This is a genomic window from Pseudomonas sp. KCJK9058 (genome assembly GCF_046230975.1).
Taxonomy (GTDB): domain Bacteria; phylum Pseudomonadota; class Gammaproteobacteria; order Pseudomonadales; family Pseudomonadaceae; genus Aquipseudomonas; species Aquipseudomonas alloputida.
This window is the reverse complement of the sequence record NZ_JBJJLR010000024.1, coordinates 14,979-37,304: the sequence shown is the minus strand read 5'-3', so window position 1 is coordinate 37,304 and position 22,326 is coordinate 14,979. Positions and strand designations below refer to the sequence as shown.

Below are 22,326 nucleotides of genomic sequence, written 5' to 3'. Positions count from 1 at the left end.
CATATTCTGGAGTTTTCCATGGCTGTTCAACGTACTTTCTCCATCATCAAGCCTGACGCTGTTGCCAAAAACGTCATCGGCAAGATCACCACTCGCTTCGAAGAAGCCGGCCTGAAAATCGTTGCCTCGAAAATGAAGCAACTGTCCAAAGCCGAAGCCGAAGGCTTCTACGCTGAGCACAGCGAGCGCGGCTTCTTCGCTGACCTGGTTGCCTTCATGACTTCCGGTCCGGTCGTTGTCCAGGTTCTGGAAGGCGAGAACGCCATTGCCAAGAACCGTGAGCTGATGGGGGCTACCAACCCTAAAGAAGCTGCTGCCGGCACCATCCGCGCTGACTTCGCCGAGTCGATCGACGCCAACGCCGTTCACGGTTCGGACTCCGAAGCTGCTGCTGCTCGCGAAATCGCTTACTTCTTCGCTGCTACCGAGGTAACCACTCGCTAAGCGAAAGCTTACGGGTGAGGGTGAATCCATGACGACATCTACTGGCAAAATCAACCTGTTGGGTCTGACCCAGCCGGAAATGGAACAATTCTTCGACTCTATCGGGGAGAAGCGCTTCCGTGCCGGCCAGGTGATGAAATGGATTCACCATTTTGGCGTGTCCGACTTTGCGGCCATGACCAACGTAGGCAAGGTCTTGCGCGAAAAGCTCGAGGCCGTTGCCGAAATACGCCCACCGGAAGTGGTCAGTGAAGACATTTCCGCCGACGGCACCCGTAAATGGGTGATCCGCGTTGCCTCCGGCAGCTGCGTCGAGACCGTCTATATTCCAACCGACGACCGTGGCACCCTGTGCGTATCGTCGCAAGCCGGCTGTGCCCTGGACTGCAGCTTCTGCTCCACCGGCAAGCAAGGCTTCAACAGCAACCTCACTGCCGCCGAAGTGATCGGCCAGGTGTGGCTTGCCAACAAATCCTTCGGGACCGTTCCTGCCAAAGTCGACCGCGCGATTACCAACGTGGTCATGATGGGCATGGGCGAGCCCTTGCTGAACTTCGACAACGTCATTGCCGCCATGAAAATCATGATGGATGACCTTGGCTATGGCATTTCCAAGCGCCGTGTCACCTTGTCCACCTCGGGCGTGGTGCCGATGATCGACGAACTCGCCAAGCACATCGACGTGTCGCTGGCCCTGTCGCTGCATGCGCCGAACGACGAACTGCGCAACAAGCTGGTACCGATCAACAAGAAGTACCCGCTGAAGATGCTGCTGGAATCGTGCATGGGCTACATGTCCACCTTGGGCGGCAAGCGCGTGCTCACCGTCGAGTACACCCTGCTCAAGGACGTCAACGACCAGCCCGAGCATGCCGCGCAGATGATCGAACTGTTGCGCGATGTACCCTGCAAGATCAACCTGATCCCGTTCAACCCGTTCCCGCATTCGGGCTACGAGCGACCGAGCAACAACGCCATTCGTCGCTTCCAGGACCTGCTGCACCACGGTGGCTTCAACGTCACCACCCGTACCACGCGCGGCGACGACATCGACGCTGCCTGTGGCCAGCTGGTGGGCCAGGTCAATGACCGTACTCGCCGCAGTGAGCGCTACATCGCTGTTCGCCAGCTTTCTGCGGACGTCGAACTGCCAGACAGCGCCGCCAGCCACTGACAGGTACCTTGCCCATGAGCCTGCGCGCCGCGCTGTCGATCCTTGCGCTTTCGCTGCTGGCCGGCTGCGTGTCGGGCGGCGCGAGCGACCCCTTGGCCAGCCGCCAGGGCAGGGTGGAGGCGGGGCGGGCTTATGTGCAGCTTGGCTTGGGTTATTTGCAACAAGGGTTGACCGAACAGGCCAAGGCGCCGCTTGGAAAGGCCCTGGCGCTGAATGACCAGGATGTCGATGCGCACGCCGCCCTGGCAGTAGTGTTTCAAGCCGAAGGCGAGCCGGCGCTGGCCGAAGCACACTTTCGCAAGGCCTTGCTGATAAGCCGCGGTGACACGCGAATTCGCAACAATTACGGCAGTTTCCTTTATGCTCAGGGGCGATTTGCCGAAGCCAAGCAGATGTTTCGCCAGGCCAGTGCCGATACCCTGTATCCTGAGCGCTCACGCGTGTACGAAAATCTGGGCCTGACCGTCCTGAAGCTCGAACGCCGCGATCAGGCGCACGCGTATTTGTTGAAAGCGTTACAACTCAACCCGCGGCAACCAAAAGCGTTGCTGGAAATGGCTGAGTTGTCCTACGAAAACAGGCATTATGTGCCGGCCCGGGACTACTACGATCGTTTCAGCCAGTTGAGCGACCACGACGCCCGTAGCCTGCTGCTGGGCAGCCGCCTTGCCAGGGTGTTCGACGAGCAGGGCGCACTGGCCGAATTGGGCCAGCAATTACAACGACTTTATCCCGGTACGCCGGAATACCAGCAATACCTGTCGGAGCAACGATGAACGCCGCGCACCCCGAAGTAGCAGTAGCGCCTGGCCAGAACCCCGGTGAGCTTTTGCGCCTGGCCCGTGAGAAACGGGACTGGTCTCAAGCCGAGGTGGCCCGCAAGCTCAACCTCACTGTCAGTTCGTTGAACCACGTGGAAACCGGCGCCTTCGACAAGCTGCCCGGGCATACTTTCGCTCGTGGCTACATTCGCGCCTACGCCAAGCTGATGGACCTCGACCAGGCCGCCCTGGTAGACGCCTTCGACCGTTACACCGGTACCCACGCCAAAGGCAGCGACGTGCATTCGCTGGGCCGTATCGAAGAGCCTGTGCGTCTGTCGCACAACATCCTGCGCGGCGTCAGCTTGCTGTTGCTGGTGGCTGTGGTCGGTGGTGGCTTTTTCTGGTGGCAGGACCAGGGCAGCCTGCGGGGCAAGGACCTGGCCAAGATTGCCCTGGAGCATGTCGAGGTCGAAAGCGCCGACGGCACCACACAGATTCACCCGCTCGATGAGCCTGAAGACCAGGCCGTTTCCGCTGGCCAGCAAGCTGAAAGTGCACCGCTGGCGCTGGAGCAGGGCGCTGCCGAGCAGCCTGCTGCCGCTGAACAAGCACCGGTAAGCTCTGAGGCCGCCATTGCCGCAGCGCCTGCTCCAGCACGGCAAGCGCCGGTGCAACCCGCACCTGCTGCTTCGCCTGCACCGGTTACGCCTCCGGTACAGGCCACTGCTGCACCTGCACCGGCACCGGCCGTGGCGGCCACCGAGCCTGCCGCAGTGCCAGCTGGCAGCGCCAAGGTCGCCATCCAGTTCACCGCCGATTGCTGGACCCAGGTCAGCGACGGCAACGGCAAGGTGCTGTTCAGCGCCATCAAGCGCAAGGGGGACAACCTCGAGCTGACCGGCAAGCCGCCATTCGCGGTACGCCTGGGCTTTGCCCGGGGCGCCCAGGTCAGCTACAACGGCCAGGCCGTCGATGTTGCCCCATTCACCAGTGGCGAGACTGCTCGCCTGAAGTTGGGACAGTAAGTCATGCACGGCGAATCTCCGATCAAACGTCGCGAATCCCGCAAAATCTGGGTTGGCAATGTGCCGGTGGGTGGTGATGCGCCCATCGCGGTGCAGAGCATGACCAACACCGACACCAACGATGTCGCTGCTACCGTGGCGCAAATCCAGCGACTGGTCGATGCTGGCGTGGACATCGTGCGTGTCTCGGTGCCGGACATGGACGCCGCCGAAGCGTTTGGCAAGATCAAGCAACGGGTCAGCGTGCCGCTGGTCGCCGACATCCATTTCGACTACAAGATTGCCCTGCGCGTTGCCGAGCTGGGCGTTGATTGCCTGCGGATCAACCCGGGCAACATCGGCCGTGAAGACCGTGTGCGCGCTGTGGTCGATGCCGCCCGCGACCGCGGCATTCCGATTCGTATCGGGGTCAACGCCGGTTCGCTGGAAAAAGACCTGCAGAAGAAGTATGGCGAACCGACCCCGGCCGCACTGGTCGAGTCGGCCCTGCGCCACGTCGAGCATCTCGATCGCCTGGATTTCCAGGACTTCAAGGTCAGCGTCAAGGCCTCGGACGTGTTCATGGCTGTCGAAGCCTACCGTCTGCTGGCCAAGCAGATCGTGCAACCGCTGCACCTGGGCATCACTGAAGCCGGTGGCCTGCGTTCGGGGACGGTGAAGTCCGCCGTCGGCCTCGGTATGCTGCTGGCCGAGGGTATTGGCGATACCATTCGCATCTCGCTGGCGGCCGACCCGGTCGAAGAAGTGAAAGTCGGCTACGACATCCTCAAGTCGCTGCATCTGCGTTCGCGTGGCATCAACTTCATCGCCTGCCCGAGCTGCTCGCGGCAGAACTTCGATGTGGTCAAGACCATGAACGAGCTGGAAGGGCGTCTGGAAGACCTGCTGGTGCCGCTGGATGTGGCGGTGATCGGTTGCGTGGTCAACGGCCCGGGTGAAGCTAAGGAGGCCCATGTCGGGTTGACCGGCGGCACGCCGAACCTGATCTACATCGACGGCAAGCCTGCGCAGAAACTGACCAATGACAACCTGGTCGATGAGCTGGAAAAGCTCATCCGCCAGAAAGCGGCCGAAAAGGCCGAAGCTGACGCGGCGCTGATCGTCCGTGGCTGACACACCGAATTCGTAAGGACTTTTCGTGAGCAAATCGCTGCAAGCCATCCGTGGCATGAACGACATCCTGCCAGAACAGTCGCCGCTGTGGCGCTACTTCGAAGGCACCGTGGCCGGGCTGCTGGACACCTACGGGTACAGCCAGATCCGCACGCCGATCGTCGAGTTCACCGAGCTGTTCAAACGCTCGATCGGTGAAGTGACCGACATCGTCGAAAAAGAGATGTACACCTTCGAGGACCGCAACGGTGATTCGCTGACCCTGCGCCCTGAAGGCACCGCGGCCTGCGTGCGAGCGGTGCTCGAGCACGGCATCACCGGCAACGGTCAGGTGCAGAAGCTGTGGTACATCGGCCAGATGTTCCGCCACGAGCGCCCACAGAAGGGCCGCTACCGTCAGTTCCACCAGATTGGCGTGGAAGTGTTCAACCTGGACGGCCCGGACATCGATGCCGAGCTGATCATGCTGACCTGGCGCCTGTGGGGCCTGCTGGGCATCCAGGACGCGGTCAAGCTGGAGCTCAACAGCCTGGGCACCAGTGAAGCCCGCGCACGCTACCGTGACGCGCTGGTCGAGTTCCTCTCGGCGCGCCTGGAGCAACTGGACGAAGACAGCCAGCGCCGCCTGAAGAGCAACCCGCTGCGCATCCTCGACAGCAAAGACCAGAACACCCAGGCGGTGTTGGTCGGGGCGCCGAAGCTGGAAGACTACCTGGACGAAGAGTCGCGCGTGCACTTCGAAGGCCTCAAGGCCCGCCTGGACGCCGCCGGTATTCCATTCGTGATCAACACCAAGCTGGTACGTGGCCTGGACTATTACAGCAAGACCGTGTTCGAGTGGGTAACCGACAAGCTCGGCGCCCAGGGCACGGTGTGCGCGGGTGGCCGTTACGACGGCCTGGTCGAACAGATGGGTGGCAAGCCGACCACTGGCGTTGGTTTCGCCATGGGCATCGAGCGCCTGATCCTGCTGTTGGAAACCTTGGGCAAGGTGCCGGAGTCCATCAGCCGCCAGATCGACGTTTACCTGTGCGCCTTTGGCGAGCAGGCGGAGCTGGCAGGCCTGCGCCTGTCCGAAGGCTTGCGCGACCGTTTGCCGGGCCTGCGCCTGGCTGTCAACGCCGGGGGTGGCAGCTTCAAGAGCCAGTTCAAGAAGGCCGACAAGAGCGGTGCACTGTTCGCCCTGATCCTCGGCGACGACGAGCTGGCCAAGCAAGAGATCGGCTTGAAGCCCCTGCGTGGCCAGGGCGAACAACAGAACATTGCCTGGGATGCTCTTGCAGAGCACCTGGAAACCGCGATCGCGCAGGCGTAACGCGGTTCAACAAGCGAATAGGCGAAAAGGAGTATTGGGGTGTCGAGTACCGATGATGATGACCTGGCAGGGGTCAAGGACTGGTGGAACCGCAACGGCAAGCCGCTGCTGACCGGTGCATTACTGGCTGGCGTGGTGGTGTTGGGCTGGAATACCTGGCACAAGTACCAGACCAACCAGTCGCAAGGTGCCTCGCAGTTGTATCAGGCGCTGATTGAAACCAGCCTGACACCGACCGGCCAGCCGGACGCCACCAAGGTCGCGGAACTGGCCGGCAAGCTCAAGAGCGAGTTTGGCGGCACCGCTTACGCCCAGTACGGCAGCCTGTTCGTGGCCAAGGTCGCGGTCGACAGCGGCAAGCTCGATGACGCCGCAGCCGAGCTGAAAAGCGTGCTGGACAAACCGGCCGACGTTACCTTGGGCGAGATTTCGCGTCAGCGTCTGGCGCGCGTACTGGCAGCCCAGAACAAGGCCGAGGATGCCCTCAAGCTGCTCGACGGCGACGCCGACAAAGCCTTCCTGGCCAGCCGTGAAGAGTTGAAGGGTGACCTGCTGGTGCAGCTGGGTCGCGCCGACGACGCACACAGCGCTTACGAAAAAGCCAAGGCTGCGCTGTCCGATGACGCGGCGGTCGGTGGCCTGCAATTGAAGCTGGATGACCTGGCTAAAGGGGACGCGTAAGTGATCGGTTGGAAACATGCAGCAGTGCTGACCCTGGCCGTACTGGCCGCAGGTTGCAGCAGCAACAGCAAGAAGGAACTGCCCCCGGCCGAGCTGACCAAGTTCACCGAGGAAGTGGTGCTGAAGAAGCAGTGGAGCCGTTCGATCGGTGACGGCCAGGGTGAAACCTACAACACCCTGGTACCGGCCATCGAGAACGACCGTATCTACGCTTCCGACGTCAACGGCGAAGTCTTCGCCCTCGACCGCATCACGGGTGACGTGGTGTGGAAGAAGGACCTGGAGCTGCAGGTTTCCGGTGCAGTTGGCGTAGGCTATGGCCTGGTCATGCTCGGTACCCTCAAGGGTGAAGTCATTGCTCTGGACTCCAGCACCGGTGAGGAGCGTTGGCGCTCGCGCGTGACCAGCGAAGTGCTGGCCCCACCTGCCAACAACGGTGACGTGGTGGTGGTGCAGACCCAGGACGACCGCCTGATCGGCCTGGATGCCGCCACTGGCGACCGCCGTTGGATCTACGAAAACTCCCCGGCCGTGCTGACGCTGCGTGGCACCGGTGCGCCGATCGCCACCAACCGCCTGGCGGTTGCCGGCCTGTCCACCGGCAAAGTGGTCGCGGTTGACATCAACAACGGTGTGCCGGTGTGGGAAAGCCGCGTGGCCATCCCGAAGGGCCGTTCCGAGCTGGACCGTGTGGTTGATATCGACGGCGGCTTGCTGCTGTCTGGTGGTACCCTGTACGTCAGCACCTACCAGGGCCGTGTAGCGGGCCTGGACCTGGAAAGCGGCCGCGAGCTGTGGCAGCGCGATGCTTCCAGCTATGTGGGTGTCGCTCAGGGCTTCGGTAACGTCTACGTCAGCGAAGCCTCGGGTACCGTGGAAGGTGTGGATGAGCGCTCTTCCAGTGCTCTGTGGAGCAACGACAGCATGGCTCGCCGCCAGTTGACCGCCCCTGAAGTGTTCAGCAGCTACGTGGCTGTGGGTGACTTTGAAGGTTACCTGCACCTGCTGAGCCAGGTGGATGGCCGCTTCGTCGGCCGTGAGCGTATCGACAGCGATGGCCTGCGCGCCCGCCCACTTGTGGTCGGCGACACCATCTATGTCTTCGGCAACAGCGGCAAGCTCGAGGCACTGACCATCCGCTGAAGCTATGCTTGAAGCCTTGGCGGGCTTCAAGCCGCGGCGTAGGACACGCCGCCCAAACTCCGGCCGCTGCCTTGCAGCGGCCTTTGCATTTTCAAGAATTCGAGAGTGGAGAGCCGATGGTTCCCGTAATTGCCCTGGTGGGCCGCCCGAACGTCGGCAAATCCACCATGTTCAACCGCCTGACCAAGACCCGCGATGCCATCGTCGGTGACCTGTCGGGCCTGACCCGTGACCGCCAGTATGGTGATGCCAGCTGGCAGGGTCGTTCCTTCATCCTGATCGACACCGGTGGTATCACCGGTGACGAAGTGGGCATGGACGAAAAAATGGCCGAGCAGTCGCTCATGGCCATCGAAGAAGCCGACTACGTGCTGTTCCTGGTTGATGCCCGAGCGGGCATGACCGCAGCAGACCAGATGATCGCCGAGCACCTGCGCAAGCGGAACAAGGCCGCGATCCTGGTTGCCAACAAGATCGACAACATCGACCCCGACGTTGCCCGCGCCGAATTCTCGCCAATGGGCATGGGCAACGCCATTCCGGTGGCAGGCTCCCAGGGCCGGGGTATCAGCGCCTTGATGGAGGCCGTGCTCGGTCACCTGCCGCGTGATGCCGAAGACGAAGCTCTCGAACAGGATGTTGCTGAAGGTGAGGAAGCCGTGCGCATTCCTGGCCCGAGCGAGAAGGATGGCATCAAGATCGCTATCATCGGCCGCCCGAACGTTGGCAAGTCGACGCTGGTCAACCGCATGCTCGGCGAAGAGCGTGTGGTGGTCTACGACGAGCCGGGCACCACCCGTGACAGTATCTACATCCCGTTCGAGCGTGATGGTGACAAGTACACCTTCATCGACACCGCCGGTGTGCGTAAGCGCGGCAAGATCCACGAGGAAGTCGAGAAGTTCTCGGTGGTGAAGACGCTGCAGGCGATCAAGGACGCCAACGTCGTCATCTTCGTCATGGATGCCCGCGAAGGTGTGGTCGACCATGACCTGAACCTGCTGGGCTTTGCCCTTGAAGCCGGTCGCGCCATCGTCATTGCCCTGAACAAGTGGGATGGCATGGAGCCGGGTGAGCGCGCCTACGTGAAGACCGAGCTGGAGCGCCGGCTGTTCTTCGTCGATTTTGCTGACATCCACTTCATTTCTGCGCTGCATGGCACGGGCGTGGGCAACTTGTACAAGTCGGTGCAGGCTGCGTTCCAGTCCGCGGTCACCCGCTGGCCGACCAGCCGCCTGACGCAGATCCTCGAAGATGCCGTGAGCGAGCACCAGCCGCCGATGGTCAATGGTCGCCGCATCAAGCTGCGCTATGCCCACCTCGGCGGTGCCAACCCGCCGCTCATCGTGATCCACGGCAACCAGACCGACAGCATTCCCAAGTCGTACTCGCGTTACCTGGAAAACACCTATCGCCGGGTGCTCAAACTGGTCGGTACGCCGATTCGTATCGAGTACAAGGGCGGCGAGAACCCGTACGAGGGTAAGAAGAACACCCTTACCGATCGCCAGGTCAACAAGAAACGCCGCCTGATGTCGCACCACAAGAAGGCCGAGAAGAAGCGTCGCGACAAACGCTAAGCAGCGCCATGTGGGGGCGGGCAAGGCTGCCCCCACAGACGCCCTTTGATCCAGAGCAATCCCCCTATTGTTTCAACCTTTTTCCTGACCGCTCGATCCGCTATGCTCGGACTCCACCCCGTGCCGGATATACCCCAGGAAAGAGGGCTCCATGATCCGCAGCAAACTGCCGAATGTCGGCACGACCATCTTCACCACCATGTCCCAGCTCGCCGTGCAGACTGGCGCGCTCAACCTGTCCCAGGGCTTTCCTGACTTCAATGGCCCGCAGGCCCTGCTCGATGCAGTGGGCCGGCACGTGGCTGCCGGGCATAACCAGTATTCGCCGATGACCGGCCTGCCGGCCTTGCGCCAGCAGGTGGCGGCCAAGGTCGAGCGGCTGTATGGGGCCAGGGTGGATGCCGATCAGGAAGTGACTATCACCCCCGGCGCCACCGAGGCTATCTTCTGTGCCATCCAGGCGGTGGTGCATGCCGGTGACGAAGTGATCGTCTTTGACCCCTGCTACGACAGTTACGAGCCGTCCGTGGAGCTGGCCGGTGGTCGCTGTGTACATGTGCAGTTGAGCGACGGCGATTTCCGTATCGACTGGCAGAAATTCAGCGATGCTTTGAGCACGCGCACGCGCATGGTCATCCTCAACTCGCCACACAACCCCAGCGGCGCGTTGATCACCCGCGAAGACCTCGACCAGTTGGCCGCACTTATTGCCGACCGCGATATCTACCTGGTCAGCGATGAAGTGTACGAGCACCTGGTCTACGACGGTGTACGCCACGCCAGTGTGCTGGCCCATGAGCAGTTGTACTCGCGTGCCTTCGTGGTCAGTTCCTTCGGCAAGACGTACCACGTTACCGGCTGGAAGACCGGTTACGTGATCGCGCCGCCTGCCCTGAGCGCCGAGCTGCGCAAAGTGCACCAGTACGTCAATTTCTGTGGCGTGACGCCGCTGCAGTGTGCCTTGGCCGACTTCATGGCCGGGCACCCCGAGCATATTGATGAGTTGCCAGCCTTTTACCAGGCCAAGCGCGACCTGTTCTGCGGTTTGCTGGACGGTTCGCGTTTCAACTTTACCCGCACGACGGGCACTTATTTCCAGCTGGTGGACTATTCGCAAATCCGTCCGGACCTGAACGATGTCGACATGTCGCTGTGGCTTACCCGCGAACATGGCGTGGCAACCATTCCGGTATCGGTGTTCTACCAGCAACCCATCCCCGAGCAACGCCTGGTGCGCCTGTGCTTTGCCAAACGAGAGGAGACGCTGCGTCAGGCAGCGGAAAGACTATGCGCGATCTGAGTACACTGCCGAACCTGAAAGTCGCCCTGGTGCAAACCACCTTGGCCTGGCACGACCGCGAGGCCAACTATGCGCACTTCGAGGTGCTGCTGGAGCAGGTGGGTGAGGTTGACCTGGTGATCCTGCCGGAAATGTTTACCACCGGTTTTTCGATGCAATCGGAAAGCCTGTGCGAGCCGGAGAACGGTCCGACCTACAAATGGCTGAAGGCACAGGCCAAGAAGCACAATGCGGTGATTACCGGCAGTGTGATCATCCAGGCCGCCGATGGCAGCCACCGCAACCGCCTGTTGTGGGCGCGGCCGGACGGCGAGATTCTGCACTACGACAAGCGCCACCTGTTCCGCATGGCCGGTGAGCACAAACATTACACCCCAGGCGAGCGGCAGGTGCAGTTCGAGGTCAAGGGCTGGCGGATTCGCCCGCTGATCTGCTACGACCTGCGCTTCCCTGTGTGGAGCCGTGACGCCCAGGACACCGACCTGCTGCTGTACACCGCCAACTGGCCGGCCGCGCGTCGCCAGCACTGGAACCGCCTGCTGCCGGCGCGGGGCATCGAAAACCTGTGCTATGTGGCGGCGGTGAACCGGGTGGGCACGGACGGTAAAGGCTTTGCTTACTCTGGTGACAGCCAGGTGCTGGATTTCCAGGGTGAGAGCCTGCTCAGTGCCGGGGAGGCGGACGGGGTGTTCACTGCAGTACTGAGCGCGGCGGAACTGGCGGCGTACCGGGCCAAGTTCCCGGCCAACCTGGATGCCGATACCTTCGAGCTGCACTGACAGCAGGGCCGGCCTCTTCGCGGGTAAACCCGCTCCTACACACGCATCGGCGGTTGGTCACAGGCCGTTGTGTAGGAGCGGGTTCACCCGCGAAAGGGCCGGCCCTGCTGGCCAATTTCCACCTGTCGTTCACCATTGCCGCCGCCACCGTATTCGCGGGTAAACCCGCTCCTACACACGTATCGGTGGTTGGTCACAGGCCGTTGTGTAGGAGCGGGTTCACCCGCGAAAGGGCCGGCCCTGCTGGCCAATTTCCACCGGCCGTTCACCGTTGCCGCCGCCACCGTATTCGCGGGTAAACCCGCGCCTACACACGTATCGGCGGGTCACAGGCCACCGTAGGAGCGGGTTCACCCGCGAAAGGGCCGGCCCTGCCAGCCAATTTCCACCGGCCGTTCACCGTTGCCACCGCCACCGTATTCGCGGGTAAACCCGCGCCTACACACGTATCGGTGGTCGGGGAAAGGCCGTCGTAGGAGCGGGTTTACCCGCGAAGAGGCCGGCCCTGCTGGCCAATTTCCACCGGCCGTTCACCGTTGCCGCCGCCACCGTATTCGCGGGTAAACCCGCTCCTACACACCGATCAATACACATCCCGCCGATACCGCCCATCCTCGATCAACTGCTGTACAGCAGCTTCACCCAGCATGCCTTTGAGCGCCGCATCCACCCCCGCCGCCATGCCTTGCAGGCTGCCGCAGACATACACGCAAGCCCCGTCGGCCACCCAGCGCTTGAAGTCCTCGGCCTGCTCCAGCATCACGTCCTGCACATACACCTTCTCAGCCTGATCGCGCGAGAACGCCAGGTCCAGCCGTGCCAGGTCACCGTTGTCCAGCCAAGCGTGCAGCTCATCGCCACACAGCAAGTCATGCGCCCGATTACGCTCGCCGAACAACAGCCAGTTGCGCTGCTCACCGGCATTGACCCGCGCGCGCAACAGGCTGCGAAGGCCCGCCAGGCCAGTGCCGTTGCCGATCAGGATCATCGGCGCAGCAGCCTCAGGCAGATGGAAGCCACTGTTACGCCGCAGGCGCAGGCTCAGGGTGCCATTCATTGGCAGGTATTCGGTCAGCCAGCCAGAGCCCAAGCCAAGGCTGCCGTCGGGGTGGCGTTCCTGGCGCACGATCAGCTCCAGCACACCATCGCTGGCGATCGAGGCAATGGAGTACTCGCGGCAACCGATTGGCACCAGTGCATCGACCAGCGCTTGTGGCTGCAAGCCGATCAGGTGGTCGCGGCGCGTCGGCAGTTGGCGGCCAGCGAGTGCCTGGGCAAGGGTTTCACTCAGGCCATTCACCTGCACCTGGCTGCTGGCGTCCAGTGCCATGCCCTTGAGGAACGCGTCGATCCGTGGCTGCCCATTCAGCGGCAGTACCTCCACCAGGTCGCCGGCTTCCCAGCTTGCAGGTTCTGCAGCCTGCAGGCCAAGCAGGTACACCGGTTGGCCTTGGCTGCCGGGGTTGAGCAGTTTGCGGCGCACGAGCGACCAGTTGGCAAAGGTTGGCGGCTGCCAGGCGGCCACCGGCTGGACGCCCGTCAGTTGCGCCAGTTCCTGCTGCCATTGCTGCAGGGCGGCCTGGTCGGCGTTGTCCACTTCCACCGGGCTGAATGCACTGCTGGCACCGCGCTCCCCCAGCCACGCCTGGAGACGACGAGCGAAACCGCAGAAGTGCGGGTACTGACGATCACCGAGGGCGAGCAGGGCATAGTTGAGGTTGTTCAGTGCCCAAGGCTGGCCGAGCACCTTGCGCTCGAAGGCGCGAGCGCTGTCGGGCGCTTCGCCGTCGCCGAATGTACTCACCACGAAGAGCGCGCGATGGGCCTGGCGCAGGTCGTTTTCACCCAGCTCGGCAAGGGCGCGCACCTGAACCGGCTGGCCAGCTGCCTGCAGCTGCTCGGCACTCTGCCAGGCCAACTGTTCGGCAAAGCCACTCTGGCTGGCGAAGCCGATCAGCCAGCCGTCGCCAGTGCCGCTGTTGGCGACGTTGCCACGGGCTGCGCGCACCTGACGTTTCTTGCGGCGGCGGTCGAGGTACAGCAGCCAGCCGGTGACGAAGAACAACGGCATGGTGAGGCTGGCGATGGTGACGATGATGCGCCCCGGCAAGCCGAAGTATTCGCCGACGTGCAAGGCGTAAACACTCTGCAGCAACTGCGCCTTGAATGACTTGTCGGTGTAGCGATCGTGCTTCTTAACTTGGCCGGTGGCCGGGTCAAGGACCAGGGTATTGAAGGCACGTGGGTGCGCGGCGTTGTCGAGCAGGTAGAACAGGTTGGCCGGCTGACCGCCAGCAGGTGGCAGGCGCAGGTTGTAGGTGGACAGGCCTGGGCCTGCGGCCTCCTGGAGGTTGGCCCAGATGGCGTCGTAGTCCACCACCAGCGGTGGCGCATTCCTGTCGACTGTTTGCGGCTCGTGCCGGCCACGGCCTTCACCTCGTTTTTGCTGCTGGCCCGCGGCTGGCGCGTCGGCCAGCAGCTTGTTCAGGCCTTCACGGTACCACTCATAGGACCAGAACAGCCCGGTCAGGGCGAACAGAAGATAGAACAGCAGGCACCAGGTGCCGGCAACGGCGTGCAGGTCCCAGTTGAAGGCGCGGCCTTTCTTGGCCCAGTCGAAGGTCAGCCAGGTGCGCCAGTCCAGCGCTTTACGCGGCCAGCGCAGGTAAAGGCCGGACAGGCAGAAGAACACCAGCATCAGGGTGCAGGCCCCGGTGATTTGCCGGCCAGTATCGCCCATGGCGAGGAAGCGGTGCAGCTTGAGCATGAGGTTGAAGAAGCCTTGCCCGGCCGCTTCGCCCTTGAGTTCGCCGGTGTACGGGTCGGCATAGCGCAGCTCGCCACGGCGTTCACCCGGTGCGGGCATGAAGAAGATCCGTGCAGCGTTGCCTTCGCGCACATCGACCCACAGCATCGAGACTTTGTCGTGTTGCTGGGCTTCGACCCGCTTAACCAGCTCGGCCGGCGGTAGCACGCCTTCGGCGCGTACTTCTACCTTGAGTACATCGGCATTGAATGCGCGCAGCAGTTCTTCCTGGAACGAGTACAGCGCCCCGGTAATGCCCATCAAGGCCAGCACCAGGCCAGCGGTGATGCCAAAGAACCAGTGCAATTGGAACAGCGTCTTCTTCACCACGTCTTTCACCTTGAGTTGCTGCCGCGACCCGCGCGGCGTGCATTATGCCTTGATACGCAAAAGCCCCGCTCACGGGAATGAACGGGGCCGGGTGGGCTGCTTTTCGTGTTGTCTGTGCGGGCCTCTTCGCGGCTAAGGCCGCTCCTGCACCGGCAACGCAGGAGCGGCTTTGGCCGCGAAAGGGCCGGCACAGGCGCAGCCCTTCAACAGATCAACCCAACCCAGACATCAGAAGTGCACGCTGGTGGTCAGCAGTGCCGTCCGCCCGGCCGCCTGGTTGGCGAAGTGGGTGGAGAAGGCCTTGTCGTAGTACACCTCGTTGGTCAGGTTCTGCACGTTCAGTTGCAGGTCGACGTTCTTGGTCAGCTTGTAGGCGGCCATGGCGTCGTAGCGTACGTAGCTGTCGACCATGGTGGTGTTGGCCACGCTGCCGTACACGTCATCCACGTAGAACGCACCACCGCCAACGGTCAGCTTTGGCGTGATCGAGTAGGTGGTCCACAGGCTGGCGCTGTTGTTTGGCGTGTTCGGCAGCTGGTTGCCGTCGTTGGCCTTGCCCACCGGGCCGCCGTCGATCTGGCGAGCCTCCATGTAGGTGTAGCCGGCGAACACCTGCCACTTGTCGGTCAGCTTGCCGCTGGCCGACAGTTCGATACCTTGAACCCGGGTCTCGCCAATGTTCTCGTAGGTATTGGTGTTGACCTGGACCCGGGCGTTTTCCTTCTCGGTGCGGAACAGCGCGGCAGCCAGCGACAGACGCTGGTCAAGCAGGTCCCACTTGGTACCGATCTCGTAGTTGGTGGTTTCTTCCGGCTCCATGTCGCTGCCCAGCAGGTTGCCGTTACGGTCTGGCGTGCCGCCCAGCGGGTTGCCTTCGGTACCTTCGCCAAGCATGGCGCCAGGCGGCGTGGCGGAGGTGGCATAGGACACATAGATGCTGCCGTTTTCGGCCGGCTTCCACACCAGACCCAGCTGGCCGGTGACGAACTCGCTGACATCTTTGCCTTTGGCGGTGGTGGTGCCAGCGGCGTTGTAGGTCTTGTAGTCGGTGTCAAAGTGGTCGTAGCGCAGGCCCATGTTGACCAGCCACTCCGGGGTAAGCTCCAGGGTGTCGAACACGTAGATTGCACGGGTCTTGCTGTTGGTGGTGGTGCCGGCATAGTTGCGCGAGATGGCGCCGTTCCATGGATCATCCGGGTTCGGGTTGCTCAGCGAAGTGCAGTTATAGCCACTGGTGGCGCCGATCATGCCTGGGGTGCAGTTGCTGTTGGCAGACCCGCCTGGCACGGTGTCGGTGTCGACGGTGTAGCTTGAGCGCTCGCTCTCTTCACGGCTCAGTTCTATACCAGTCGAGAAGCTGTTTTTCATGCCGCCAACGTAGAACTCGCCGAACAGATCGGTCTGGTTGGTGGTAGTGGCGGTGTTGCCGACACGGGTGTTGGCGCGGCGCCAGACACTGCCGTTGTTGACGTTGCCCTTGCTGTCGTCGGGCTGGGTCAGGATGTAGTCCTGCATGCTGTTGCCGTGACGCAGGGTGTTCTTGATGGTCAGCGAGTCGGTCAGGTCGTGCTCGACGGCGAAGGTTGCGATATCCACTCGGGTCTTGCGGAAGTCGCGGCCGGTCAGGCCATAGAAGTTGTCACTGTCGCCGCCATCATTCGGCTTGCTCGGGTGTGCCGAGGTGCGCCCGGCGCTGCCGTTGGTCGGGATGGTGTAAGGGATACCCGAATCCGGCAGGTCGTCGCTTTCCAGGTGGTAGTAGTCAAGGTTGACGCGGGTCGGCGTGCCCAGGCCAAAGGCCAGCGACGGGGCGATACCCCAGCGGTCGTAGTTGACCTTGTCGCGGCCGGCGACGTTGCTTTCGTGGGTCATCAGGTTCAGGCGACCGGCAACGGTATCGCTGAACTGGTAGTTGCCATCGAAGGTGTAGCGCTGGGTCTGGTCGCTGCCCCAGGTCCAGGCGCCGTCCAGCGAGTTGCCCAGATGCGCGCGCTTGCTTACCAGGTTGATGGTACCGCCGGCCGCGCCGCGGCCACCGATGGCCGAGTTCGGCCCCTTGGCCACTTCAACAGATTCGATGGCGAAGATTTCGCGGGTTTGGGCGCCAGTGTCACGTACGCCGTCCAGGTAAGTATCGCCCTGGGCGTCGAAGCCGCGGATGAACGGGCGGTCACCTTGTGGGTTGCCGCCTTCGCCAGCGCCGAAAGTAATGCCTGGCACGGTGCGCAGGGCATCCTGCAGGGTCAGGGCGTTGGTGTCCTTGATCACTTGCTGCGGGATCACGGTTATCGAGCGCGGGGTGTCTACCAGCGGCGCGGTGTACTTCTGCGAGGCGGCCTTGTCCACCTTGTAATCGGTGCTGGCTTGTTCAGCCTTGCCGTTGACGCTGGTGGCATCGAGGGTGATGGCGCTGCTGGCGGCCGGATCGGCGGCATAGACCGACGAGGCACTCAGGGCGACACCGATGGCAGACACGATCAGGCGTGGCGAACTCACAGCAGATGGTACGTACTGGCGCATTGCAAAGAACCTTCCCCAAGGTATTGAGGCGGTGGATCTTAATGTAAGCAATTTTGACTAACAATTGAGACTCGTTACCATTCGTGAAGAATTTACAATCTTTACAATTTGTCTTTACGGTTTCATGCCGCTGAAACGTCTTAAGTGGCGAATGGGGCTTGTGTAGCGCAAAAGGGAATCAATATCATTGCGCCTTTACATTTCCTAACGGTGCCGTTGCCATGCTGCTTCACATCCCAGGCCTGTTCGACGCTGATGAACTGGCCCGTATCTGCGAGGCGCTGGAGCGGGCCGACTGGGCCGATGGCAAGGTTACGGCGGGTTATCAGTCGGCCAAGGCCAAGCACAACCTGCAGTTGCCGGAAGGTCATGCGCTGGCCAAGGAAATCGGCAGTGCGCTGATCGACCGCCTGTGGAAAACCCCACGCTTCATGTCGGCAGCCTTGCCGCACAAGGTGTTCCCGCCGTTGATCAACTGCTACCGCGAAGGCGGCAACTTCGGTTTCCATATCGACAACGCCCTGCGCCAGCCCAAGGGCAGCCCGGAGCGGGTGCGTACCGACCTGTCTTCCACGCTGTTCCTCAGTGACCCGCAAAGCTACGACGGCGGTGAGCTGGTGATCCAGGACACCTATGGCGTGCAGCAGGTCAAGCTGGCCGCCGGTGACATGGTGCTGTACCCCGGCACAAGCCTGCACAAGGTCAACCCAGTGACCCGTGGCCAACGCTATGCCGCGTTCTTCTGGACCCAGAGCCTGGTGCGCGATGACAGCCAGCGGACGCTGCTGTTCGAGATGGACAACGCCATCCAGCAACTGACCGCCGATGTGCCGGACCATCCTTCGCTGTTGCAGCTGACGGGCACCTACCATAACTTGCTGCGCCGCTGGGCTGAGGTCTGAGCCGTGTCCTACCTGCTGCGACGTGAGGAAGTAGTGGATGTGGCCGGCTTGCAGGCCATGCTCGAGGAAACCCCTGGCAAGGCCGCCCAGGCGATTCTGGCGGCAGCGGGGCAGGGCGCGGTCGAGGCGCAGTTGCTGCTGGGGCAGATCCTGCTGGATGGGCGTGGCATCCAGCAGGATGCCACGGTTGCCCGGCGTTGGTTCGGTATCGCTGCACAGGGTGGCAGTGCCATGGCGCACAACATGCTCGGGCGTTGCCTGGAGCATGGCTGGGGCGGCGAGGTGAGTTTGGTGCAGGCGGCCGTTCACTACGCCCGTGCGGCCGATTCGGGTTTGGACTGGGGCCTGTATAACCTGGGCAACCTTCTGGCGACCGGGCGTGGGGTGCCGGCCAATCAGGCGCAGGCACTGATGTGCTACGAGAAGGCTGCGCAGCTGGGGCATGCCAAATCGATGAACCTGTATGGGCGTTACCTGGAGCAGGGCATTGCCACGGCACCCAGCCCGGCGCGGGCGGTGCGCTGGTATCGGCGTTCGGCCGAGGCGGGGGATTTTCGTGGGATGTTCAGCCTGGCGCTGGTGCTGGTCGAACGTGGCCAGGTGGCGGAGGCCGCGCCTTGGCTGGAGCGGGCGCGGATCGAGGGCAACATGAACTTCCTGCGCGCTGCACTGGTGACTTTGCAGAAGGCGGGGCCGATGCTCATGGCCTTTGCCGGGCGCTATGCCGAGGAGATCGAACGGCGTGGTGAGTGAGGTTGACTGTGCTGGCCAATTTCCACTGGCCGTTCACCGTTGCCGCCGCCACCGTATTCGCGGGTAAACCCGCGCCTACACACGCATCGTGGGGTTCGGCACAGGCCGTCGTAGGAGCGGGTTCACCCGCGAAAGGGCCGTGCCTGCCAGCCAATTTCCACTGGCCGTTCACCGTTGCCGCCGCCACCGTATTCGCGGGTAAACCCGCGCCTACATACGCATCGGTGGTTGGGCACAGGCCGTCGTAGGAGCGGGTTCACCCGCGAAAGGGCCGGGCCTGCCAGCCAATTTCCACTGGCCGTTCACCGTTGCCGCCGCCACCGTATTCGCGGGTAAACCCGCGCCTACACACGTATCGGTGGTTGGGCGCAGGCCGTTGTACGGTTTACCCACACAGAGGCCAGCACCGACAGCACGCACATGAAAACGGGGCCTTTCGGCCCCGTTGTGCATTACAGGTAGTAAGCCTTCAGCGGCGGGAAGCCGTTGAATTCCACTGCGCTGTAGCTGGTGGTGTAGGCGCCGGTCGACAGCCAGTACAGGCGGTCACCGATGGCCAGGTTCAGCGGCAGCCCGTACTTGTAGTTCTCGTACATGATATCGGCGCTGTCGCAGGTCGGGCCGGCGATGACCACTTCCTCGGCTTCGCCTTTCTTCTCGGTCCAGATCGGGAACTTGATGGCTTCGTCCATGGTTTCGATCAGGCCGGAGAACTTGCCCACGTCGGTGTAGATCCAGCGCTCGACGGCGGTACGCGACTTACGTGCGACCAGCACCACTTCGCTGACCAGGATACCGGCGTTGGCGATCAGCGAACGGCCGGGCTCGAGGATGATTTCCGGCAGTTCGTCACCGAAGTCTTCCTTGAGGAAGCGGATGATTTCTTCGGCGTAGGTTTCCAGGCTGTTGGTACGGGTGATGTAGTTGGCCGGGAAGCCACCACCCATGTTGATCAGCTTCAGTTCGATGCCGTCTTCTTCTTTCAGGCGTTCGAAGATTACCTTGACCTTGGCGATGGCGGCGTCCCACACGCTGATGTCGCGTTGCTGCGAGCCCACGTGGAAGGAGATGCCATAAGGCACCAGGCCCAGGTCGCGTGCGAGGATCAGCAGGTCCATGGCCATGTCGGTCTGGCAGCCGAACTTGCGGGACAGCGGCCAGTCGGCAGTGGTGGAGCCTTCAGTCAGAATACGCACATACACTTTCGAGCCCGGTGCGGCCTTGGCGATGTTGCGCAGGTCGGCTTCCGAGTCGGTGGCGTACAGGCGCACGCCCTTCTCGTAGAAGTAGCGGATGTCCTTGGACTTCTTGATGGTGTTGCCGTAGCTGATGCGGTCGGCGCTGACACCGCGGCCCATCACTTTGTCCAGCTCGTAGATCGAGGCGATGTCGAAGCTCGAACCTTTCTCTTTGAGCAGGTCGATGATTTCCACGGCCGGGTTGGCCTTGACCGCGTAGTAGACCTTGGCAAATTCGAAACCGGCGCGCAGGTCGTCGTACGCCTGGCTGATCATCTGGGTGTCGATGAGTACGAACGGGGTTTCCTGCTTGTCAGCGAACGCCTTCATTTTCTGGAAGGTTTCACGCGCGAAATAGTCTTCGACCTGGATCGACATGCTCAGGGACTCCATGGGCAAACTGAAAGATTAAGTGGCTGCAAACTGAACGTCCTCCGTATCCCCACTTTGGTTCGCCTACTCAGTACTTGAGCCGGATGGATCGTTTCCAGCATGGACGTTCGGCGCGCACTTTAGGGCGTGAAGAATGCAGAATCAACAGGCAATCCGGGCGTGATCGACGTGGATCGACGACCAGCCATTTGAATAACCGACTCGTGTGACCGGCTGATGTTCCCTGCGATCTTTCAAGCGTAAAAAATTGTGGAATGGAGCGTGTTGGGCCCTTCGCGGGCAAGCCCGCTCCTACAGGGGATACGGGTTCCATGTGGGGGCGGGCTTGCCCGCGAAAGGGCCGGAGGTGTTCATATTTATGGCCACATTTTCCTGGTACCCCCGTACAGGAAATCGCCCATAAATTTTTTGTTACCGACTGGCGGATTTGCTGCTTTTGATGCGAAACATTACTATTCGCACCCTTGTCTGCCTCCCTGATGACCCCGACCGTGTCCGGACACAAAGGCTTCCTCGACCATTACCATGAGCTGATCGGCACCTGGACGCGCAAGCTGCGCAGTCGTCAGCAGGCCGAGGACCTCACCCACGATGCCTTTGTCCGGGTACTGGAAACCCCGCGCGAGCAGGTTGAGCAGCCACGCGCCTACCTGCATCAGGCTGCGCGCAACATCGCTGTGGATGGCTTCCGTCGCGAAGACCGCCGCCAGGCCCTGGAGCGGGAAGCCTTCGACGAAGGCGCAACCGGCAGTGGCGACCCGGAAGCCTACGTGCATGCCCTGGAGCTGGCCGACAGCGTCGAGCGGGCCCTGGCCGAGCTGCCACTCAACTGCCGGCAGGTGTTCATCTGGCAGAAGCTCGAAGGCCTGACCCAGGCCGAGATTGCCGAGCGCATGGGGTTGAGCAAGAACATGGTCGAAAAGTATATGATCCGCACGCTTCGGCACCTGCGTGAGCACCTGGATGTGTCGGCATGAAGAGTCAGGAGGCCTTTTCGATGAAACAGCACGGTACCGATGCCGTCCGCGAGCAGGCGGCCGCATGGTTCGCCCGCGTGCAGGATGCGCCTCGGGATGCCGGGCTGCACACGCAGTTGCATGCCTGGTTGGCGAGCGACGAGCACCACCGGGAAGAATATGAGCATCTCTGCCGCGTGTGGCAGGCCGCCGACTTCATTCCACGTCAGCACCTGGAGGCGCTGTGCCAGCCAGACCCGGTGCAGCAGCTGCCACGACGGCGTTTCATGCGCCAGGCGTTGGCCGCCAGTGTCGCGGTAGTGGCGCTGGGCCTGGGCTGGGGCGGCTGGCACCACCTGCAACTGAACCATCAAGGCAGCCTGCAGACGGCCTTCAATGAGCGCCGCCAGGTCGAACTGCCGGATGGCTCGCATCTGGAGCTCAATGGCAACACGCAGTTGCAGGTCGAGTTCAGCGCCGGCCGGCGGCACGTGCGCCTGAACGCCGGTGAAGTGATGTTCAGCGTCGCCCATGACGGTAACCGGCCATTTGTGGTCGACACTGCCCAGGGCAGTGTGATCGTCACAGGTACCCGCTTTGACGTCCGCCTGGACCCAGCCAGCACCCGTGTGGCGGTGGAACAGGGGTCGGTGCGGGTGCAGGGCAAGGGCGACTCGCCGGCGCAACTGACGGCCGGGCAGGGGTCGCATATAGATGCACAGGGCCTGGTCGCCGCACCCTATGCGGTCAACACCGGCGCCATGACCGCATGGCGACAGGGCAAGCTGGTGTTCGACAACGCAACCCTCGCCGAAGTAGTGGCCGAAACCTCGCGCTACCGTCGCCAGCCATTGCGGGTCACCCCTGGGAAAGTCGCCCGGCTGCGCCTGTCCGGTACCTTCAGTACCAACGATACAGACGCTCTGCTGCGGGCCTTGCCGAGCATCCTCCCGGTGGCCATCAAAGCCTATGAAGACGGCTCCAGCGAAATAATCGCCAACTAGATTCAGGTTTTTTTTCACTCGTTCGTCTTCCTCGCCAGCTGCAACTGCCAAGCATTTCCATTTGCACGCGGTTGGCGTTTATTCCGTATTCCAGGATGTTTCGACG

General features: G+C 62.3%; 18 protein-coding genes. 15 read left to right on the top strand and 3 right to left on the bottom strand.

Features of this window, described 5'->3' with window-relative positions; all coding sequences use genetic code 11:
- The first annotated feature begins 18 nt into the window (after nucleotides 1–18).
- The 11 genes from ndk (at nucleotide 19) to ACK59Z_RS14515 (ending at nucleotide 11,318) form a co-directional block, all read left to right on the top strand.
- On the top strand, nucleotides 19–444 hold the full coding sequence (gene ndk, locus ACK59Z_RS14565) for a nucleoside-diphosphate kinase (protein WP_108191799.1): 426 nt from the start codon (nucleotides 19–21) through the stop codon (nucleotides 442–444).
- A 28-nt stretch (nucleotides 445–472) separates the two neighbouring features.
- Entirely contained in the window at nucleotides 473–1,618 is a 1,146-nt protein-coding gene (gene rlmN, locus ACK59Z_RS14560) for a 23S rRNA (adenine(2503)-C(2))-methyltransferase RlmN (RefSeq protein WP_003248524.1), read from the top strand.
- A 14-nt stretch (nucleotides 1,619–1,632) separates the two neighbouring features.
- Nucleotides 1,633–2,394: a type IV pilus biogenesis/stability protein PilW gene (gene pilW / locus ACK59Z_RS14555; RefSeq protein ID WP_003248522.1), complete on the top strand. Its 762-nt coding sequence runs from the start codon at nucleotides 1,633–1,635 to the stop codon at nucleotides 2,392–2,394.
- Complete coding sequence (locus ACK59Z_RS14550; RefSeq protein ID WP_108191798.1) at nucleotides 2,391–3,407, top strand: RodZ domain-containing protein; 1,017 nt, start codon at nucleotides 2,391–2,393, stop codon at nucleotides 3,405–3,407. The genes pilW and ACK59Z_RS14550 overlap by 4 nt, the downstream gene beginning before the upstream one ends.
- 3 nt (nucleotides 3,408–3,410) lie before the next feature.
- Nucleotides 3,411–4,520, top strand: coding sequence for a flavodoxin-dependent (E)-4-hydroxy-3-methylbut-2-enyl-diphosphate synthase (gene ispG, locus ACK59Z_RS14545; RefSeq protein ID WP_003248517.1), 1,110 nt, complete (start codon nucleotides 3,411–3,413; stop codon nucleotides 4,518–4,520).
- Nucleotides 4,521–4,545: 25 nt separating this feature from the next.
- Nucleotides 4,546–5,835, top strand: coding sequence for a histidine--tRNA ligase (hisS, locus tag ACK59Z_RS14540; protein ID WP_003248516.1), 1,290 nt, complete (start codon nucleotides 4,546–4,548; stop codon nucleotides 5,833–5,835).
- Nucleotides 5,836–5,874: 39 nt separating this feature from the next.
- Nucleotides 5,875–6,516 (top strand): tetratricopeptide repeat protein, encoded by a 642-nt coding sequence (locus ACK59Z_RS14535; protein WP_003248514.1) that lies wholly within the window; start codon nucleotides 5,875–5,877, stop codon nucleotides 6,514–6,516.
- The gene (gene bamB, locus ACK59Z_RS14530; RefSeq protein ID WP_003248513.1) at nucleotides 6,517–7,659 is read left to right on the top strand and encodes an outer membrane protein assembly factor BamB; all 1,143 of its coding nucleotides are present in this window, start codon (nucleotides 6,517–6,519) and stop codon (nucleotides 7,657–7,659) included.
- Between the two features lie 116 nt (nucleotides 7,660–7,775).
- Nucleotides 7,776–9,239: a ribosome biogenesis GTPase Der gene (der, locus tag ACK59Z_RS14525; RefSeq protein WP_003248512.1), complete on the top strand. Its 1,464-nt coding sequence runs from the start codon at nucleotides 7,776–7,778 to the stop codon at nucleotides 9,237–9,239.
- A 151-nt stretch (nucleotides 9,240–9,390) separates the two neighbouring features.
- Entirely contained in the window at nucleotides 9,391–10,539 is a 1,149-nt protein-coding gene (locus tag ACK59Z_RS14520; RefSeq protein WP_108191795.1) for a pyridoxal phosphate-dependent aminotransferase, read from the top strand.
- Nucleotides 10,527–11,318 (top strand): amidohydrolase, encoded by a 792-nt coding sequence (locus tag ACK59Z_RS14515; RefSeq protein WP_003248510.1) that lies wholly within the window; start codon nucleotides 10,527–10,529, stop codon nucleotides 11,316–11,318. The genes ACK59Z_RS14520 and ACK59Z_RS14515 overlap by 13 nt, the downstream gene beginning before the upstream one ends.
- A 583-nt stretch (nucleotides 11,319–11,901) precedes the next feature.
- On the opposite strand, the gene ACK59Z_RS14510 is transcribed toward ACK59Z_RS14515, so the two are convergent.
- Both ACK59Z_RS14510 and ACK59Z_RS14505 read right to left on the bottom strand, forming a co-directional pair.
- Nucleotides 11,902–14,454 (bottom strand): PepSY domain-containing protein, encoded by a 2,553-nt coding sequence (locus ACK59Z_RS14510; RefSeq protein WP_409293314.1) that lies wholly within the window; start codon nucleotides 14,452–14,454, stop codon nucleotides 11,902–11,904.
- Between the two features lie 228 nt (nucleotides 14,455–14,682).
- Nucleotides 14,683–16,974, bottom strand: coding sequence for a TonB-dependent siderophore receptor (locus tag ACK59Z_RS14505; protein WP_108191793.1), 2,292 nt, complete (start codon nucleotides 16,972–16,974; stop codon nucleotides 14,683–14,685).
- Nucleotides 16,975–17,195: 221 nt separating this feature from the next.
- Between ACK59Z_RS14505 and ACK59Z_RS14500 the strand changes: the two genes are divergently transcribed.
- Together ACK59Z_RS14500 and ACK59Z_RS14495 are read left to right on the top strand one after the other, a co-directional pair.
- A complete protein-coding gene (locus tag ACK59Z_RS14500; RefSeq protein WP_409293312.1) occupies nucleotides 17,196–17,876 on the top strand; it encodes a Fe2+-dependent dioxygenase in 681 nt (226 codons plus the stop codon).
- 3 nt (nucleotides 17,877–17,879) lie between these two features.
- Nucleotides 17,880–18,629, top strand: a complete 750-nt coding sequence (locus tag ACK59Z_RS14495; protein WP_004577174.1) for a tetratricopeptide repeat protein — start codon at nucleotides 17,880–17,882, stop codon at nucleotides 18,627–18,629.
- Nucleotides 18,630–19,081: 452 nt separating this feature from the next.
- Here the strand turns inward: ACK59Z_RS14495 and ACK59Z_RS14490 are convergent, their stop codons facing one another.
- Nucleotides 19,082–20,245 carry a type III PLP-dependent enzyme gene (locus ACK59Z_RS14490; protein ID WP_003248498.1) on the bottom strand — a complete coding sequence of 388 codons (1,164 nt, stop codon included), beginning with the start codon at nucleotides 20,243–20,245 and terminating at the stop codon, nucleotides 19,082–19,084.
- Between the two features lie 494 nt (nucleotides 20,246–20,739).
- Between ACK59Z_RS14490 and ACK59Z_RS14485 the strand changes: the two genes are divergently transcribed.
- Complete coding sequence (locus ACK59Z_RS14485; RefSeq protein WP_108191790.1) at nucleotides 20,740–21,237, top strand: RNA polymerase sigma factor; 498 nt, start codon at nucleotides 20,740–20,742, stop codon at nucleotides 21,235–21,237.
- 20 nt (nucleotides 21,238–21,257) lie between these two features.
- On the top strand, nucleotides 21,258–22,220 hold the full coding sequence (locus ACK59Z_RS14480) for a FecR family protein (protein WP_409293310.1): 963 nt from the start codon (nucleotides 21,258–21,260) through the stop codon (nucleotides 22,218–22,220).
- Nucleotides 22,221–22,326: the final 106 nt, after the last annotated feature.